Source organism: Bacillus sp. BB081, from assembly GCF_008368895.1.
Classification (GTDB): domain Bacteria; phylum Bacillota; class Bacilli; order Bacillales; family Bacillaceae_G; genus Bacillus_A; species Bacillus_A wiedmannii.
In genome coordinates this window covers 44,531-61,215 of record NZ_QOZX01000095.1, presented here as the reverse complement: position 1 = coordinate 61,215, position 16,685 = coordinate 44,531, and the positions used below count along the sequence as shown (strand labels likewise).

Sequence of the window (16,685 nt, the reverse complement as noted above, 5' to 3'; positions counted from 1 at the left end):
TCGACAATAAAAGTGAAAGCCCGCTTATTATAATAAACGGGCTTTATTTCTATATTCTAACCTTTTCTACCGCTTTTATTTGGCGGTACTCCGGCTCCCATATTGCTTCTTTCACTGCAATCTTGATATCGTTATCACTTAAGTTCTCTCTAGCAACACCTTCTGCAACAGCAACTTTCGCTACTTCAATTGCAACCATTTCCGAGATATTACGTAACTCTTCAACTTCGGGCAAAATAGGTGCTCCTGGCTGACTTGTATCTACCATGCTGGCAACTGCTTCAGCAGCTGCTGCAAACATTCCATCCGTCATGACGCTCGCACGTACGACAATTGTTCCAAGACCAAGACCTGGGAAAATAAGTGCGTTATTTGATTGTCCAATCACATACGTTACACCGTTGTATGTAACTGGTTCAAATGGACTTCCTGTTGCAACTAATGCTCTTCCTTCTGTCCACTCGATTAAATCAGCTGGTTTTGCTTCAGCAAGTGGCGTCGGATTCGACATCGGTAAAATGATTGGTCTTTCTACGTGAGAAGCCATTTCTTTAATAATCTCTTCTTTGAATGCTCCTGCAACAGTTGATGTACCGATTAAAATTGTCGGTTTTACATGCTTCACAACTTCAGCAAGTCCGATCACATCATTTTGTTTCCACTCACTTACTTCCGCTTCTTTTCTTGCATATGGAATTTGGAAATCAAGAAGATCTTCCATATTATTTGTAACTAACCCGTTACGATCAATACACCAGAAACGCTTATATGCTTCTTCTTCTGATACGCCAACGCGGACCATTGCATCTCTAACTTGATCTGCGATACCGATTCCAGCCGTACCAGCACCAAATACAACAACGCGGTGTTCACTTAAAGGTACACCCGAAACTTTCACTGCCGATAACACAGCAGCCAGTGAAACTGCACCTGTACCTTGAATATCATCATTAAATGTACAAATATCATGACGATATTTATCTAAAATTTTCCGTGCATTTCGAGAGCTAAAGTCTTCCCAATGTAAAAGTGCTTTCGGGAATTGTTTATTCACTGCTTGTACAAACGTATCAATAAATTCATCGTAAGCTTCACCCGTTATACGAGGGTGACGATTTCCAATATAAAATGGATTGTTTAATAGTTCTTCACGATTTGTACCTACATCTAAGATTACCGGTAATACACGGCTAGGATCGATTCCAACTGCGGCTGTATAAACAGCTAATTTTCCGATTGCGATGTTTATACCACCAACGCCCCAGTCACCAATTCCAAGTATGCCTTCTCCGTCTGTAACAACGACTAAATCAATATTTTCTTCTGTTGCACCGATATTGGCGAATGCTTCTTCGATACCCGACGGATCGTTAATTGATAAATACACACCACGCGGTTTACGGTATTCATGACTATATCTTTGAATCGCTACGCCTACTGTTGGTGTATATACGATCGGTAACATTTCACGTAAATGATTTGTTAATATACGATAAAATAACACTTCATTTCGATCATGTAACGCTGTTAAGTATACATTCTTTAATAAATCGTCCGGCTGAGAACAAAATTGTTCATACGCTCGGCGTGCTTGTTCTTCTAATGTTAAAACCGCTGGCGGTAATAACCCTTTTAAACCTAATTCTTCTCTCTCTTCTTGCGTGAAAGCGACCCCTTTATTTAAAAGTGGTGTTGATAATACTTCTACTCCTCTTAATGTCGTTTCTAATGAACCATTAGAAGCTACTGTAAACTTACTCATAACATCCCTACCTCTATTCATATATAGCATTTCTATATTGTAAACAAAAAAGAGGGGATTGTCCCCCCTCTTCTTTTAATTTTTCTTTAAAAGAGTTGCTCCTGCAATCCCCGGGTGTGTCATTTCGAATGGATCTAGAATTAACTCTAAGTCTTCTTGTGACAGTACACCGTTTTTCACACAAAGTTCTCGAACGGATTGACCTGTTGCAATTGCTTCTTTCGCAACGCGAGCTGCTGCTTCATAACCGATATGAGGGTTCACGGCTGTAATAATTCCTACACTCTTCTCAACATACTCTTTTAAGCGATCTTCATTCGCTTCAATTCCTTTTAAGCAATTATCTGTAAAGGCACGGAAACCGTTATTCATAATGCTAATAGATTGAAGTAAGTTGAAAACAAGTACTGGCTCCATAACGTTTAGTTCTAATTGTCCTGCTTCTGAAGCAAGGCAAATTGTATGGTCGTTACCAATTACTTGGAACGCAATTTGATTAATTACTTCTGGCATAACAGGGTTTACTTTCCCTGGCATAATAGATGAACCTGGTTGACGAGCAGGTAACATAATTTCCGCTAAGCCAACACGTGGACCTGATGCCATTAAGCGAAGGTCATTCGCAATTTTAGACATATTCATCATACATACTTTAAGTGCTGCTGATACTTCAGTGTATGCATCAGTATTTTGCGTTGCATCTACTAAGTCTTCTGCACCAACAAGTGGTAGTTCACTAATTGCAGCTAAATGTTTTACAACTGCTTCAATATATTCTGGATCTGCATTTAAGCCCGTACCAACTGCAGTTGCCCCCATGTTCACTTCATATAAGTGTTGACGTGATTGCTGAATTCGTTTCATATCACGTTCAAGTACGCGAGAGTATGCTTTAAATTCTTGTCCAAGACGAATTGGCACAGCGTCTTGTAAATGTGTACGACCCATTTTAATAACATGATCGAACTGCTCTGCTTTTAATTCAAATACATCGTGCATATAACCCATCGTTTGTAATAAACCTTCTAATGCGTTTAATGTTGCGATATGAATCGCCGTTGGGAATGCATCGTTTGTTGATTGCGCCATGTTTACATGACTATTTGGACTAATATAATGATAGTCTCCCTTTTCCATTCCTAATAATTCAAGAGCACGATTGGCCATGACTTCATTTGCGTTCATATTCATTGAAGTACCTGCTCCGCCTTGGATTGGATCTACGATGAAATGATCATGCCATTTTCCATCAAGAATTTCTTGAGCAGCTTCTGCGATCGCGCCGCCCTTGTTCAATTCCAATCTTCCTACATCTGTATTAGCAAGCGCTGCTGCTTTTTTTACAATTGCAAAAGCTCTAATTAAACCTTCATGGATTTTGTATCCTGTAATCGGGAAGTTTTCAACTGCACGCATTGTTTGTACGCCGTAGTATGCATAGTTTGGTACTTCTTTTTCACCTAAAAAATCTTTTTCAATTCGAACACCATTTTTAACTTCAGTTAATGTTGCCATGATTATTCACTCCTTAACGATTTCTTATGCTGCTTTTGTTTCTTTGACTGTTTCTACATATTGTTTTGCTTTCTCATTATCGAATTCGCCTTCCCACTTCGACATAACAATAGCCGCTAATGCATTTCCTAATACATTGACAGATGAGCGAATCATATCTAAAATGCGGTCAATTCCCGCAATTAACGCGATACCTTCTAGTGGTAACCCCATTGAACCTAACGTCGCTAATACAACAACGAACGATGCACCTGGAACTCCCGCCATACCCTTGGATGTTAACATGAGAACGAATAATAACGTTATTTGCTCTGTTAGTGACATGTGCACACCGTACATTTGTGCAACAAATAATGCCGCTAACGCTTGATAAATAGCCGATCCAGTCAAGTTAAATGTATAACCTGTCGGAATAACGAAAGAGGCAACTGCCTTTGGACAACCGAACTCTTCCATTTTTCTCATTATATTAGGTAAAACAGCTTCTGAACTTGCTGTCGTAAATGAAAGAATAAGTTCTTCTTTTAAAATTTTCATTAATGTAAAAATGTTTACGCCAACCATTCGTGCATTAATACCTAATACAATCACAACGAATAGTATAACAGTTACGTATACAGCTAGCACTAGTTTTCCTAAAGGAAGTAGTGTTGCTACACCAAATTTTGCAACCGTAACCGCAATTAATGCGAATACACCAAATGGTGCAAATTTCATAACTTGATTTGTAACCCAAAACATCGCTTCGAGTACACCTTCAAAGAAGTTAAAAACAGGCTTTCCTTTATCTCCAATTGCCGCAACTCCTAAACCGAATAATACTGAGAAGAAAATAATCGGTAATAAGTCCCCTTGTGCAATCGATTCAAATACGTTTTTCGGTACAATATGAACAATCGTCTCAGCAAAACCTTTCTTCTCTGTAGCATCTGCTGTTTGTTTATAAGAAGAAATATCACTTTGCTGTAAGTTATTCATATCAACGCCAGTACCTGGTTGGAATATATTTGCCGCAAGTAATCCCATTAAAATAGCGATCGTTGTAATGATTTCGAAATAAAGAATTGTCTTCCCGCCTAGTTTACCAAGCTTCTTCATATCTCCTACACCAGCTACCGCAACAATTAATGCTGAAATAACAATTGGTACTACAATCATTTTAATTAAGTGAATAAATATATCCCCAATTGGTGTGATATAAGAAATCGCCGTTTTATTGCCATAAAAGACTGCCCCTACTACAATCCCTAAAACAAGCGCGACAAAAATTTGTGTTGCCAATCCGAATTTTTTCATTTATGTTCATCCCCTTCATGCGAACGCTTTCAATTTGAATTTATAAAAGCTACTCACACATCTTATAAGCGAACCTACAAAATCATACAAAAACCTACAAGTTCGTCACAAAAAATTCAAAAATTTTTCTTTTCTTTTTCATTGACACCTTTTTATTAAAAAGAGATACAATATACTTGATAAGTAATCAGATTGTTTCGTATAATCAAAAAGATATATACTTACTACAAATCGAAATGAAAAGGAGTGGATGGTATGAAAAATTATGTACAAAAATTCGTCCTATCTTCTTCTTTTCTTTTTCATTTTCTTAAAAAGGAACAAAGGCATTTGCCTTTGTTCCTTTTTTATTGCGATCTATATAGGGGGAATTGTTATGAAGCCATATAAAAGAGTCTTAATTAAATTAAGCGGCGGCGCACTTGCTGATCAATCCGGAAATAGCTTTAACTCCAAACGATTAGAACATATCGCAAACGAAATTATATCCATTGTTGATTTAGGTATCGAAGTCTCCATCGTAATTGGTGGTGGTAACATATTCAGAGGTCATTTAGCTGAAGAATGGGGCATTGATCGCGTAGAAGCTGATAATATAGGGACGTTAGGAACGATAATTAACAGCTTAATGCTTCGCGGCGTTCTAACTAGCAAAACTGATAAAGAAGTACGCGTTATGACTTCCATCCCTTTTAATGCAGTAGCTGAACCATACATTCGCTTACGTGCAGTCCACCATTTAGATAACGGTTATATCATCATTTTTGGGGGCGGTAACGGGCAACCGTTCGTTACGACAGATTATCCAAGTGTACAAAGAGCCATTGAAATGAATAGTGACGCCATATTAGTCGCAAAACAAGGCGTAGATGGTGTCTTTACAAGCGATCCAAAACATAACAAATCAGCGAAAATGTATAAAAAACTAAACTATAACGATATAGTTAGGCAAAACATACAAGTAATGGATCAAGCCGCTTTACTACTTGCCCGTGATTATAATTTACCAGCACATGTCTTTAACTTTGATGAGCCTGGCGTGATGAAAAGAATTTGTTTAGGTGAACATGTTGGGACGTTAATTAATGATGATGTTTCGATGCTGGTGCATGAAAAATAATATTTTTTATCGGAAGTTTTGTTCATCTCCAGGAATTATTAGCCTTTTACAAGCAATTGATCTCTCACCTCGCCCCTTTGCTTCAGCCGAATTTTGAGGTGGGAATCTTACTGCTCGTTAATGCAGGGTAAATAGTCCCCTACTTTGTATAACAAGGGGACTTAAGTTTTTATCGTAAACTTATCAGGACCATTTATAATTTTAGAATTTATTTACGAAAGCTCTTCTGAATCCCACACTTCAATAAATTCAAATCCTTTTAAATCACTTTGTTCAATAAGATTCTTCAATTCATCTGAAATAAAAACAGCCGTGGGATGAATTTTCCCATTTATATAAACCTTAAAAATCATCTCATTTTGAACAGTATTACTATTAAATGCGAATTTTTCGCATCCTATTATTAAACCTGTAATCAGTTTTTTAAAAATTGCTTTATCACTATCAATTGCATCTAGTACATTCAACACGTGGACCAAGTAATATACCTCACTAGTTGAATCGCATAAAAGTGGTAAGAATTCAACATTATCGCCTATTAAAGGTTCAAGTACTTGCTTGGCTTTTTCACTAATCATTGGTGCACCAGTTCCTCCCCAAAATTTAGGGAAATCACTATGAATATCTCCTTCAATACACTATATATATATATTTCCCCATGAATTTGCTAAATGAGTTATCGAATTTATTTTTCCATCAATATATTTTTTATTGTCTTCTTCAAAATTTAATAACTGGAAAGACTCATAGTTATCTAATACACTCTTTAATGCCCATATTTTCATGCTTATTCCCCTTAACTATTCTTTTATCTTCTAAAATAAAATAGAATATTAAGTAACAAAAAATCGTTTACTACTATTTACTTTGTGATTCTAAAATATATCTTGAATATGAATTACTATACTTATTCATAATAAAAAGCTTATACAAGTGCATAAGCTTTTTATTTTTTACTCTCTTAGATATGGGTTCCCATTAATAATCTAATTAAATTAGATTTCTTTACGCACCCTCTTCTGAATCCCACACTTCAGTAAATTGAAAACCTTTTAATTCACTCTCTAAAATTGCATTTTTGAATTGATCTGATACTAAAAGATAGTTAGGATGTACCTTCCCATTTATTTTCAATTTAAAAATTGGTTCATCCTGGACAACATAAGGAATAAATACAAATTTTTTACACCCTATTATTAAACCTGAACTTAACTTATCAAAGATTGTTTTATTAGTATCAAGTGCTTCCAACACTCTTAAAACATGCATAGCATAGTATTTTTTGTTTGTTTGTTTATGAATTAATGGTAAAAATTCAATAGTATCTCCTACTATAGGTTCTAAAACATTCTTGGCTTTTTCACTAATTATTTGTACACCAGACTTTCCCCAAAAAATAGGGGAATCGCTTGACTTTCCTTCATCTGTTACCTCAATAAACTGAGGCGTCCATGAATCTGACAAACTCACCATAGAATTAAAACTAGTTTTAAAATATTTTTTATCCTCTTCATAGTTCAATAATTGAAAGGTTTCATAATCATCAGTCGAGCTCTTTAATTGCCAAATCTTCATATATATTCTCCTTTATTATTACCATTTATTTAGTTAGTTATTTCTTGGGTTCATTTAATCGTAAATTACCTTCTAATAAATCTCTTCTTATTCCATGTAACACTTCAGCTATATCAGCTTGAGTACCACCCATTTCTATAACAGAATTCAATCTTTCTGTTACTTCTCTTATATACTCTTTTGAGTGGTTACCTATATGTAAAACTTCAGTAGTTACATAATCATTTATTTTATATGGTAAAAACACCCCATTGACCGCAGCATCATAACTTATCCCTATCTCTTGTAATAATTCCTGAGCTTCCACAGCCCTACTATCATTCCAAGGTACTATGTGATGTGCCGCATTAGGATATGGAGGTGTATCAACCCCTGCATCTTTAAGTTCTGCACGTAATTTTTGAGATGCTGTATAAGAATCAGGATATTCGTTTTTCACCTCTACTCTATCAAGAACTTTATCTGCATATTCCTGAATTACTTCTTGAACATCTTTAATTTTACTTCTTCCACTAGTTTTGGAAAACATAAATGTTTCACGAGCTTTTTGTAAAACTTCAAAACTTTTTATTTGATTGCTTCCAAATCCACTTGTACCTGCAAATGCCAACCGATCCGTCAATGGCAATTTATTTGCGAAAGAAGACATTCCTGTAGAAAATTTTGCACCTTTTGCTAATGTAGTGACTTTACTTATTCCTTTATCACCAATAAGCCCTAATCCAACTTGTGTTAATGCATAACTTCCCCACTTAGCACGACTTTCAGCGTCTCCATTTATTACATCATTAATAAACGAATCTGACAATGCATTCCACATAGCAGGTAAGGTTTCATCTAAATGAGTAACGGCGTATCCCATGTTCTCCCACGTTTCCCATTTACCAAGTGCCACAATACCATCTATTGTATCTTCAACAGCTTGACCCGTACCTTCTAAAATACCATCTATAATTTTTTCGGATGTAGATTTTTCGGGAGCTTTCTTGCTCACCGCTCCTTCTTCCATTGATCCTTCCTTTAAAAGATTATCAACTTGACGTTTTCTTTCATCAGCAATTTCTTGAATCGAAACGGTCCAATCCATATTTAATCCTTGTGTACTAAACGTACCACTTACAGGACTAAATCCTTTACCACTTTGGACTTCAGCGAGGCCGGCAGTAATGCTAGCCACTAGTTGAAGAGCTGTATTGTAGTTATTACTGGACGTATAGTTAAATTCATATAGATGCTCTAATTTTTCTTGCAGTTTTTTTCTCATCTCCATTAATACGATAACCATGGCATCTATTCCAGGCAATACTGTAGCAATACTAATCGCTTCTATACTTGCGACCATTCGATTAATTTCTTGAATTTGCTCTCTTATTTCTTGTTCAATGACATCTGTGGAAGCAACTTGTGATTGAAAATCGCTTGGAAACGCATTATTTTGACGAATTAATTCTTCACATAAATAAATGATCCCTTGTGCTAAAGGACGAAAGGTTTGGACAAAAAATATTTTTGCACTACTATATGTTTGTCCTTGCAGAACCGTATCAGCTGCAAAAGCATCAATTGATTGAATTGCTTGCTCCATAGCTTGAATAGTAGCCACACATACAGCATTCATGCTTTCAGTCTGATTTTGCACTTCCCCTAAATACATATTTAGACTCATGCTTCGCCCTCCCCTTTTAATTGTCGATGCCGATAGGTAAGGTCGGTTTCTAAATCAATAAGATCGCGTCTTTTTTTAAGTAATGTTTCTTTTTGATTTTCCAATTCAAATGTTAATTTCCGCTCAATATGTTGCGACTCTTGGAGCTTATTCATAAAAAAATTAGAAACTTCTTTATCACCATACCATGTTTCTAAAACCCTATTAAATAAGTAATTATTTCGATTTCTCAATTCGTGAAATTCCATTTCTGCCTGTCTCTGAATTTGAATCTCCACTTGATTTCGATCCTGTTTTTCAAATACTATCCGTAATTCATGATTAAATTCATTTATTTTCTTTTCCACATCTTGACTCATCCTATTCTCCCTACCCTTCTCCTTTTACCGTAGGTTGCCACATTAGCGAAATGTCTTTTGTAGTTCGTTATCCATTCTTTCAAAATCCTTAGCTACTAAATGAATATTATCAATTGCTTGTTGAAAGGCCCCACAAAATTGTCTAGTCAAATCCAGCATTTGTTGATTCGCTTCTTGCGCCTGGGCATTAACAGATAGTGTAGTACGGCTCGCCTTTGTTATAGAACGATTTGTCGCACCTTGAATTGTATCCGATGCATTTTTCATTTGCGTAGCAATTTGTGTAGCCGTTTGAAAATTACTTTGGAAGTTCCCCATCATTTAAACACCTTCTAGTTTCAAAATTATTAATAAAATTATATCACGTTAATTGTTTATGTTTGTCAAAAAATTCAGTTATGAAACTTCAGTTTTTTTAAGAGCCCTTAATAAGATAGAGACAATATCTTAACTTTATTTTAGCTACATATTTCATTTTTTTGCTGAAGTGCAAATAAAAACAGCGGAACCCCCGATAGACCAAACTTTTTTAACTACCAATAATGAATAATGAACTATAAAACAAGAAAGAACCTTCTATTTTTGAAGGTTCCTTCTCACTTCTCTACTTGTTAAATAAACAATACAACTTCCTATTTACTATATTCTAAATTCCCCGTATCTCAGTTAAATCATCACAAATAAAAATCCACCAGTCCTGCTAATTTCTCCTTACAACGCTCCCAAAAAGATAACTTCTCAAAAAATTCTTTCGTCATTTCTTTTGAATCATGAATATCTTGCGCTAATGCCTCGTTCACTTCTGATACGATAGTTCCACCATGAATATACAAATTCATCTCATCATTAATATAAAAGCTACGTGCGGTTATGTTCATTGTACCGATAACAGTTAATTCATTATCAATCAGCATTAACTTTCCATGAAACATCCCTTTTTTATAACCATATACCGTAATCCCGTTATTAACAGCTTGACGTATGTAAGGATAGGCCGCCTCTTTAATGAGAGGAATATCTGGTTTATATGACCAAAGTATTTTTACTGTAACGCCACGTTTTTGTGCCGCGATTAAAGCGTTCATTAACTCTTTATTTTTCGCTATAAAATAAGGCGTCGTAACGACAACCGAATGCTTCGCTTGGTTTATTAACTCAACATATTTTTCAGCGACGTGATGCCCATTGTAACTAGCCATCGTATGTAATGTGTTCCCTTTACTAGCTTTATTCGTACTTCTCTTTATATCTTCTTTCGTATCTCGTTTCCAATCTAAAGCAAACTGTTCTTCTAAATCTTTTGCTCCTTCTCCTTTAAGCCGTACATGATAATCACGCCAATATCCAAATCGCTTATCTTTCCCTAAGTACTCATCTCCTATATTAAATCCGCCTGTATAGCCAATTTCCCCATCAATCGTCGTAATACGGCGATGATTACGATGGTGAAGTGAATAAAATCCGAATGGCAATTCCGGTTTTCTACTATATGTAAAATGCACGCCACTTTCCCGCAATTCATTTATCATCTTTCTTTCAAATGATAAATCATTAATGCGATCAACTGATAAATAGACGTTTACTCCTTCTTTTGCCTTCTCTTTTAATAAGTTTAAAAAAGTATGGCTACTTTTGTCATCCGACAAAATAAAAAAATACGTGTAAATAGATTGCTTTGCTTCTCTTATGTCAGTAAATAACTGTTTATAAAATGACTTCCCTTTTACATATAATTGAAAGTCACTATAATGAGGAGCGTACTCTGTCGGCATATTTTTCCCAGCTTCCATTTTTCTTCCGAGTGTGACGTCAATATGCATCCAAATTAATATAAAAATAAATATAGCCATAATAATAGAAATAACTCGCAATATTTTTTTAATCATTTTAATTTCCTTCCGCTCGTTTTCTTTCCACCTTTCTATTTTGTCATTCAAATTTAGATTTCATGCTTCATACAAAAAAGGATGCGACTTAACGTCACACCCTTTTTTATATTAAACAAAGTTCCTCGCATCATTATTTCTTCCAAATTTATAAATAGCAATTAAGAAGAATGCTACCGCAAAGGCAAATAAGATTAAAATATTTAAATACAAATCTGAAATCGGAATTCCTTGTTGTAGTTTTGATACCGTATCTAATAGCCATCTTTGCGGAAGAAAATCAGCTACTTTTTGCACTGCTTTCGGCATAATGTCATATGGGAAATAACATCCAGCGAGTAAACATGTCGGTACAATGATCATATTTTGCAGTGCATTTGCCGATGCTGAGTTTTTCGAAAATGCGACAAGCACTAACGATATTCCAATCGCTATTAAAGCAAATAGCATGAGTACGCCAAGCATCACTATGAAAGGCATATTGATATTCGTATGAAAAACATTCGTTAGGAATAGGATTGTAATCAAAATTTGTATTGTGAGTATCATCATATTTACCCCGACATTAGATAATATGAATTTCTTCCCATCTATCGGCGTTGATAAGAGTCTAAAATACGTTCTATTTTCTTTTTCTTTTAAAATATAACCTGATAAGTTCGCTGCTGAAAACAGCATAAACATAATAAGATAACCCATCGTTTGGTTTGTCATATCTTTATTTTTCGAAGTATCTTCTAGCGTCTCAGTTTTCATTTTAAATGAACCTTTTTGATATCCTGCGTACATAGTATCAAATGCACTTTGATCTGTTCCTGCTGCTTTACTAATAGCTGCTACATTATCAATATAATTGTATAAATATGATTTTATAAATCCTGTTACTTGATCACCTTTAATCGATGAAATTTCAATATGATTTGGTTTCCCTTCTCGAACACTTTTTGAAAAACCAGAATCTACTGTAATAACTCCATCAAGTTTTTTGGAAGTGAGTTTATCTTCTACTTCAGATTCTTTAATTTTACTTACCTTTACATGATTTAATCCTTCTAAAAATTTCACCGTATCATTTGCTATAGATTGATTTTCTTTATTAATAACCCCGATATTTAACGTCCCTTGCCCCATATTCCCATACATCGAGAAGGAGATTAGTGTTCCGATTATCGGCAAACTAATAATAATGAATAACCCTTTTTTATTTTTCAAAAGTACAGATAACGTTTTTTGTATGAGCCATAAAATATCTTTCATACTATAGCCCCTCCCGTCTACGTAATGCAATAATCGCAATTAATAAAAAGAGTGCTGAGATTCCAAGATTTAAACATATTACCGGTAGTGCTGCTCCTACATCATTTGCATAAATAATTTTCATAACAGCTGTGTTTGCCCACGTTAATGGTGATAAATTCGTAACGAAATTTTCTTCTATTACGAAATATGCACCACCAAAAATAGAGGCTAATTGCACAACTACAAGAATAATTGCTCTCGATGATTCAGCTGTTTTCGTAATATATCCGATCCCTAAACCGAAGCTAATTGCTAGGAAGATTTGTGTTAATAAAATAATAAATATGATTCCAAGATGATCGCCCCAATTCGCTTGAAAGACAAATTTACTAAATAACATGACAAGTAATACGCAAAGGGCATTTGCTACTAGGCTACCAAGTACTTTTCCAATGAATATTTCAGCCTTACTTATAGGTGCAGCAATGAGACGATCTCCTGTTTTACGTATTCTTTCTCCTCGAATTAAAGAACTCGCTCCCATCCCAGCATATAGTGCAATCATCGTCGTCATTACAACCGCATAGTAATCCATAGAACCTGGCTTTTTCGCAGCTTGTAAAGATGTTTCTTTTATATAATCATTATGATTTCCGCTTGAAATAACCGCGCTCACCTTACTAGGATCAACTTTTGCAACTTCGGCCGCTACATTGTACTTATCAATAAATGTTGTAAGCATGCCTTCCACAATACTTCCCTCAATACTACTTTTGTCACTTCCGTAAAATTTCGCACCATCTTTATTTAATTCTACATAAGCAGCATATTTATTTTGCTTCACTTCTTCTTTCCCATCTATACTGCCGGAAACTTTTTTAAAATGAATACCCGATTTATCGACTTCTTTCGTAAATGCTTCGAACGTTTGAGAAAATGTGCTACTCGCTTCATCTTTGTAGAGCACTTGTATATCTTTAATCGCTTGACTATCGCTATCAAATGCATTCGTTAACGCTGTTCCTAACACAAGCATTAGTACAATCGGAAATGCTAACATAAAAACTAAAGTTCTTACGTCTCTGAAATCTCTTTTAATATGCATAACTGCAATATTGAAGATGTTCAATTGATGAACCTCCCTTTACCTTTTCTTCATTTACCTTTTATTTATCTCGTAAGTTTCTTCCAGTCAACGTAAGGAATACCGTTTCTAAGTTCGGGGCCTGCTCCTCTAACGAACGAATTTCAATGTCATGATTAATGAAATGCTGAATAATTTTATTTAAATTATTTACTCCTGCATCCGAGTTTACTTTAATTACGTTCTCTTCAACTTGAACAGCTTTCACACCGTTTATCTCTTTTAACTTTTCTACATCTAAATTTTCTACTGACTTCACTTCAACCCAAATGTCTTTCGTATCAGTAATAATCGCTTTTAACTGTTCTTTCGTTCCTTCTGCAATCACTTTACCGTGATCTACAATTGCTATTTTCGTACAAATCTCTTCTACTTCTTCCATGTAGTGGCTCGTGTAAATAATAGTACTTCCCATTTCATTTAATTTTCGAACAGACTGGAGAATATAGTTTCTTGACTGCGGATCAATTCCAACTGTCGGCTCATCCATAATAATTAACTTCGGTCTATGAGCGATCGCACAAGCGATATTCAATCTTCGTTTCATCCCGCCAGAAAAGTTTTTCGGGTAACTTTTATGCTTATCACTAAGCCCTACAAATTGAAGTGCTTCCTCTACTCTCGCTTTTAGCTCAGCTCCTCTTAACCCGTACAATCCAGCAAAGAATTTCACATTTTCATAGGCAGTTAACTCTTCATAAATCGCAATATCTTGCGGAACGATACCGATGTTCATTTTGGCAAATCGATTATGTTTCTTTATATTTTTTCCTAGTATGCTAATTTCACCTTCATTACTTCTTAACAATCCAGCAATCATATTTATCGTTGTACTTTTACCAGCACCATTTGATCCTAAACAGCCAAATATCTCTCCTTCTTTAATAGATAAAGACATATTATCTACCGCGATGAAATCACCAAATTTTTTCGTTAAATTTTTAATTTCTAATGTATTCATCATTTCACCCCTATTTCGGTTTCTCTGCTTTTAGTATAAACAAAAAAAATGAACCTGCTCAGTGCAGAAGTTCATTCTTTTCACATGAGATTATTCACTTTTTTCATATGAGATGATTCATCCTCGTCATAATTTCCTAAATGGGCAACAGCATCGTTACTGAAAAACCACTTCTTCCGTCTACAATAATTTTTCCGTTTACTGATGCTGTTCGCTCCTCCATCCCCATAATCCCGAGACCTTTCTTAACGAGAGCTGCACCTTTTCCATTATCCTTCACTTGTACTTTCACCATCTTGTTAAGTACATGAATATCGATTGAAATGACTGTCGCATCAGCATATTTCATCGCGTTCGTTAGTGCCTCCGTAACATTTTCACCGATAATCTTCCACTGAATTGGAGAAATCATATCTAAATTCCCTTTATATACGAAAGGAATATTTATATCATGTTTACCGGCAAATTCCTCTATGAATAATTTCATACGATGAATACCAATTTGCTCAGTTGGCGGCTTCATATTTTTTAATGTAACCCGAATACTTTCAATTCCATCTTTCGATATATGAATTGCATTTTGTAATAACTCGGCAGATTTTTCTTTATCTATCCCCATTAACCTCTTTGCTGCTTCCATTTGAATTAGCGCCCCTGTCATCGAGTGGCCAATTTTATCATGAATTTCTTGTGACAACCGATTTCTCTCTTCTAACTTAAATGTGTACTCTGATTGCTTTATGTACTCTTTATTTTCATGTAAGCTTTTCGTCAGCCGCTGCATATCTTTGCGCATCTTATCATTTTGTGATTCCAGCTTTAATACACGAGCGATATAACGATCTGCCATAGTTAATACGATAAAAGAAAATGCAACAATTAATCCATATGTCATTCGAATACTTTCTTCTGTAAAGATAATAGGAATCATCATAATGCTAAAGATCAGCCATTTCTTCTCTATATAACGAAATATAATTTCATATAAGTTCAATGGTAAAAACAAAATAAAAAACGGATGAACCTTCCATGCAAATAATATAACTACTCCAATTGACAGAGAAGTTAATATGTTTTTGTGCGTATCTTTTTTAAATATAGAGATTAGCACGTTTACAGAAAGATATAAAAGCAAAGTAAGTATAATCCATGGTAAGTTCACAACATTTAAATAAATGTAACTAAACACAATATATATAAATACAATTAATTTACTTACAATTAACCAAAATTCCATATCTTTAATCTACTTTCCCTGTTAAGTAATAAATCGCAATTTGTGTGCGATGTTCAAGTCCAGTTTTCCCTAAAACTGATGTAATATAATTTGCAATCGTTCCTTCTGATATGAAAAGTTGCTTTGAAATTTCTTTATTCGAGAAACCTTTCGCAATTAATGCGATAATACTAAGTTCTCTTTCTGTAAAAAGACTTGTATCTATTTTGCATTCGTCCTCTTTGCTCTCCATTAAATTGCTCTTAATTTTATCAAGCACTACATCTTGCATAACAGTTTGACCGTTATATACTCCTTTTATTGCATCACGAATACGCTCTGGATCATTATTTTTTAATAAATAACCTTTCGCCCCGTTCTTCACTGCGTCCAAAATATATTCATCATCATCGAACGTCGTTAAAATTAGTGGTTTCGTTTCCGTTTCTTCACAAATAAATTTCGTTGCCTCTACCCCATTCATATTTGGCATGCGGACATCTAAAAGAGCGATATCAACGTCGTTCTTTTTACAATATTCCACTGCTTCTTTCCCATCATTTACTGTATCTACCACTTCGAACTCTTCATATGTATTTAAAATAATTTTCATGCCTTCTCTAATAAAAGAATTATCATCCGCTATTAATATTTTAATTTTCATGTTTGTTAGTATGGACCTTCCCCTACTAACATTCACATCCTTTCTTCACATAACATTTCTCACTTGCTCATTATATACTTCTTTTTACCATTTTTTCACACCTTTTTTCATATAGCTTCCTTCCTAAAAATATATTATTCTTTTTTTACAACATGTGTAGGGTGACCTATCATTTCTTACGTCTATATAATAGAATGCGTCAAAAAGGAGGGAGAGACCCATTGAGGAAAAACAATTAATTGAAAAAGCACAGCAAGGAAGCGAACATGCTTTTCGTATCCT

Annotated in this window: 14 protein-coding genes and 1 pseudogene; 1 reads left to right on the top strand and 14 read right to left on the bottom strand. The window is 34.9% G+C overall.

Annotation, left to right across the window (positions count from 1 at the left end; translation table 11 throughout):
* Nucleotides 1-49 precede the first annotated feature (49 nt).
* From malS to DN394_RS26440, 3 genes are all read right to left on the bottom strand, one after another.
* The gene (gene malS / locus DN394_RS26450; protein ID WP_149294398.1) at nt 50-1,762 is read right to left on the bottom strand and encodes an oxaloacetate-decarboxylating malate dehydrogenase; all 1,713 of its coding nucleotides are present in this window, start codon (nt 1,760-1,762) and stop codon (nt 50-52) included.
* A 75-nt stretch (nt 1,763-1,837) separates the two neighbouring features.
* Nucleotides 1,838-3,277, bottom strand: coding sequence for an aspartate ammonia-lyase (gene aspA, locus DN394_RS26445; RefSeq protein ID WP_000224196.1), 1,440 nt, complete (start codon nt 3,275-3,277; stop codon nt 1,838-1,840).
* A 24-nt stretch (nt 3,278-3,301) separates the two neighbouring features.
* Nucleotides 3,302-4,573: a cation:dicarboxylate symporter family transporter gene (locus tag DN394_RS26440; protein WP_097917589.1), complete on the bottom strand. Its 1,272-nt coding sequence runs from the start codon at nt 4,571-4,573 to the stop codon at nt 3,302-3,304.
* A 376-nt stretch (nt 4,574-4,949) separates the two neighbouring features.
* Between DN394_RS26440 and pyrH the strand changes: the two genes are divergently transcribed.
* Nucleotides 4,950-5,693 (top strand): UMP kinase, encoded by a 744-nt coding sequence (gene pyrH, locus DN394_RS26435; protein WP_149294397.1) that lies wholly within the window; start codon nt 4,950-4,952, stop codon nt 5,691-5,693.
* Nucleotides 5,694-5,905: 212 nt separating this feature from the next.
* On the opposite strand, the pseudogene DN394_RS29620 reads toward pyrH, so the two are convergent.
* The 11 genes and pseudogenes from DN394_RS29620 to DN394_RS26380 all read right to left on the bottom strand — a co-directional run bounded on the left by DN394_RS29620 (nt 5,906) and on the right by DN394_RS26380 (nt 16,403).
* A pseudogene (locus tag DN394_RS29620) lies at nt 5,906-6,478 on the bottom strand (imm11 family protein).
* Between the two features lie 220 nt (nt 6,479-6,698).
* Nucleotides 6,699-7,268, bottom strand: a complete 570-nt coding sequence (locus DN394_RS26425) for an imm11 family protein (RefSeq protein ID WP_000708217.1) — start codon at nt 7,266-7,268, stop codon at nt 6,699-6,701.
* 37 nt (nt 7,269-7,305) lie between these two features.
* A complete protein-coding gene (locus tag DN394_RS26420) occupies nt 7,306-8,934 on the bottom strand; it encodes an AHH domain-containing protein (RefSeq protein WP_149294396.1) in 1,629 nt (542 codons plus the stop codon).
* Nucleotides 8,931-9,293: a DUF3958 family protein gene (locus tag DN394_RS26415; RefSeq protein ID WP_149294395.1), complete on the bottom strand. Its 363-nt coding sequence runs from the start codon at nt 9,291-9,293 to the stop codon at nt 8,931-8,933. Before DN394_RS26415 ends, DN394_RS26420 begins: the two co-directional genes overlap by 4 nt.
* 42 nt (nt 9,294-9,335) lie before the next feature.
* Nucleotides 9,336-9,614, bottom strand: coding sequence for a TIGR04197 family type VII secretion effector (locus tag DN394_RS26410; protein ID WP_000971917.1), 279 nt, complete (start codon nt 9,612-9,614; stop codon nt 9,336-9,338).
* A 353-nt stretch (nt 9,615-9,967) separates the two neighbouring features.
* The gene (gene cls, locus DN394_RS26405; RefSeq protein WP_000591894.1) at nt 9,968-11,179 is read right to left on the bottom strand and encodes a cardiolipin synthase; all 1,212 of its coding nucleotides are present in this window, start codon (nt 11,177-11,179) and stop codon (nt 9,968-9,970) included.
* Nucleotides 11,180-11,290: 111 nt separating this feature from the next.
* The gene (locus DN394_RS26400) at nt 11,291-12,436 is read right to left on the bottom strand and encodes an ABC transporter permease (RefSeq protein WP_000651864.1); all 1,146 of its coding nucleotides are present in this window, start codon (nt 12,434-12,436) and stop codon (nt 11,291-11,293) included.
* 1 nt (nt 12,437) lies between these two features.
* Complete coding sequence (locus tag DN394_RS26395; protein ID WP_001020182.1) at nt 12,438-13,547, bottom strand: ABC transporter permease; 1,110 nt, start codon at nt 13,545-13,547, stop codon at nt 12,438-12,440.
* A 37-nt stretch (nt 13,548-13,584) separates the two neighbouring features.
* Nucleotides 13,585-14,523, bottom strand: coding sequence for an ABC transporter ATP-binding protein (locus DN394_RS26390; protein WP_149294394.1), 939 nt, complete (start codon nt 14,521-14,523; stop codon nt 13,585-13,587).
* A gap of 136 nt (nt 14,524-14,659) precedes the next feature.
* Nucleotides 14,660-15,760 carry a sensor histidine kinase gene (locus tag DN394_RS26385; protein ID WP_000397644.1) on the bottom strand — a complete coding sequence of 367 codons (1,101 nt, stop codon included), beginning with the start codon at nt 15,758-15,760 and terminating at the stop codon, nt 14,660-14,662.
* 4 nt (nt 15,761-15,764) lie between these two features.
* Nucleotides 15,765-16,403, bottom strand: a complete 639-nt coding sequence (locus DN394_RS26380) for a response regulator transcription factor (RefSeq protein ID WP_000694104.1) — start codon at nt 16,401-16,403, stop codon at nt 15,765-15,767.
* Between the last annotated feature and the right edge of the window lie 282 nt (nt 16,404-16,685).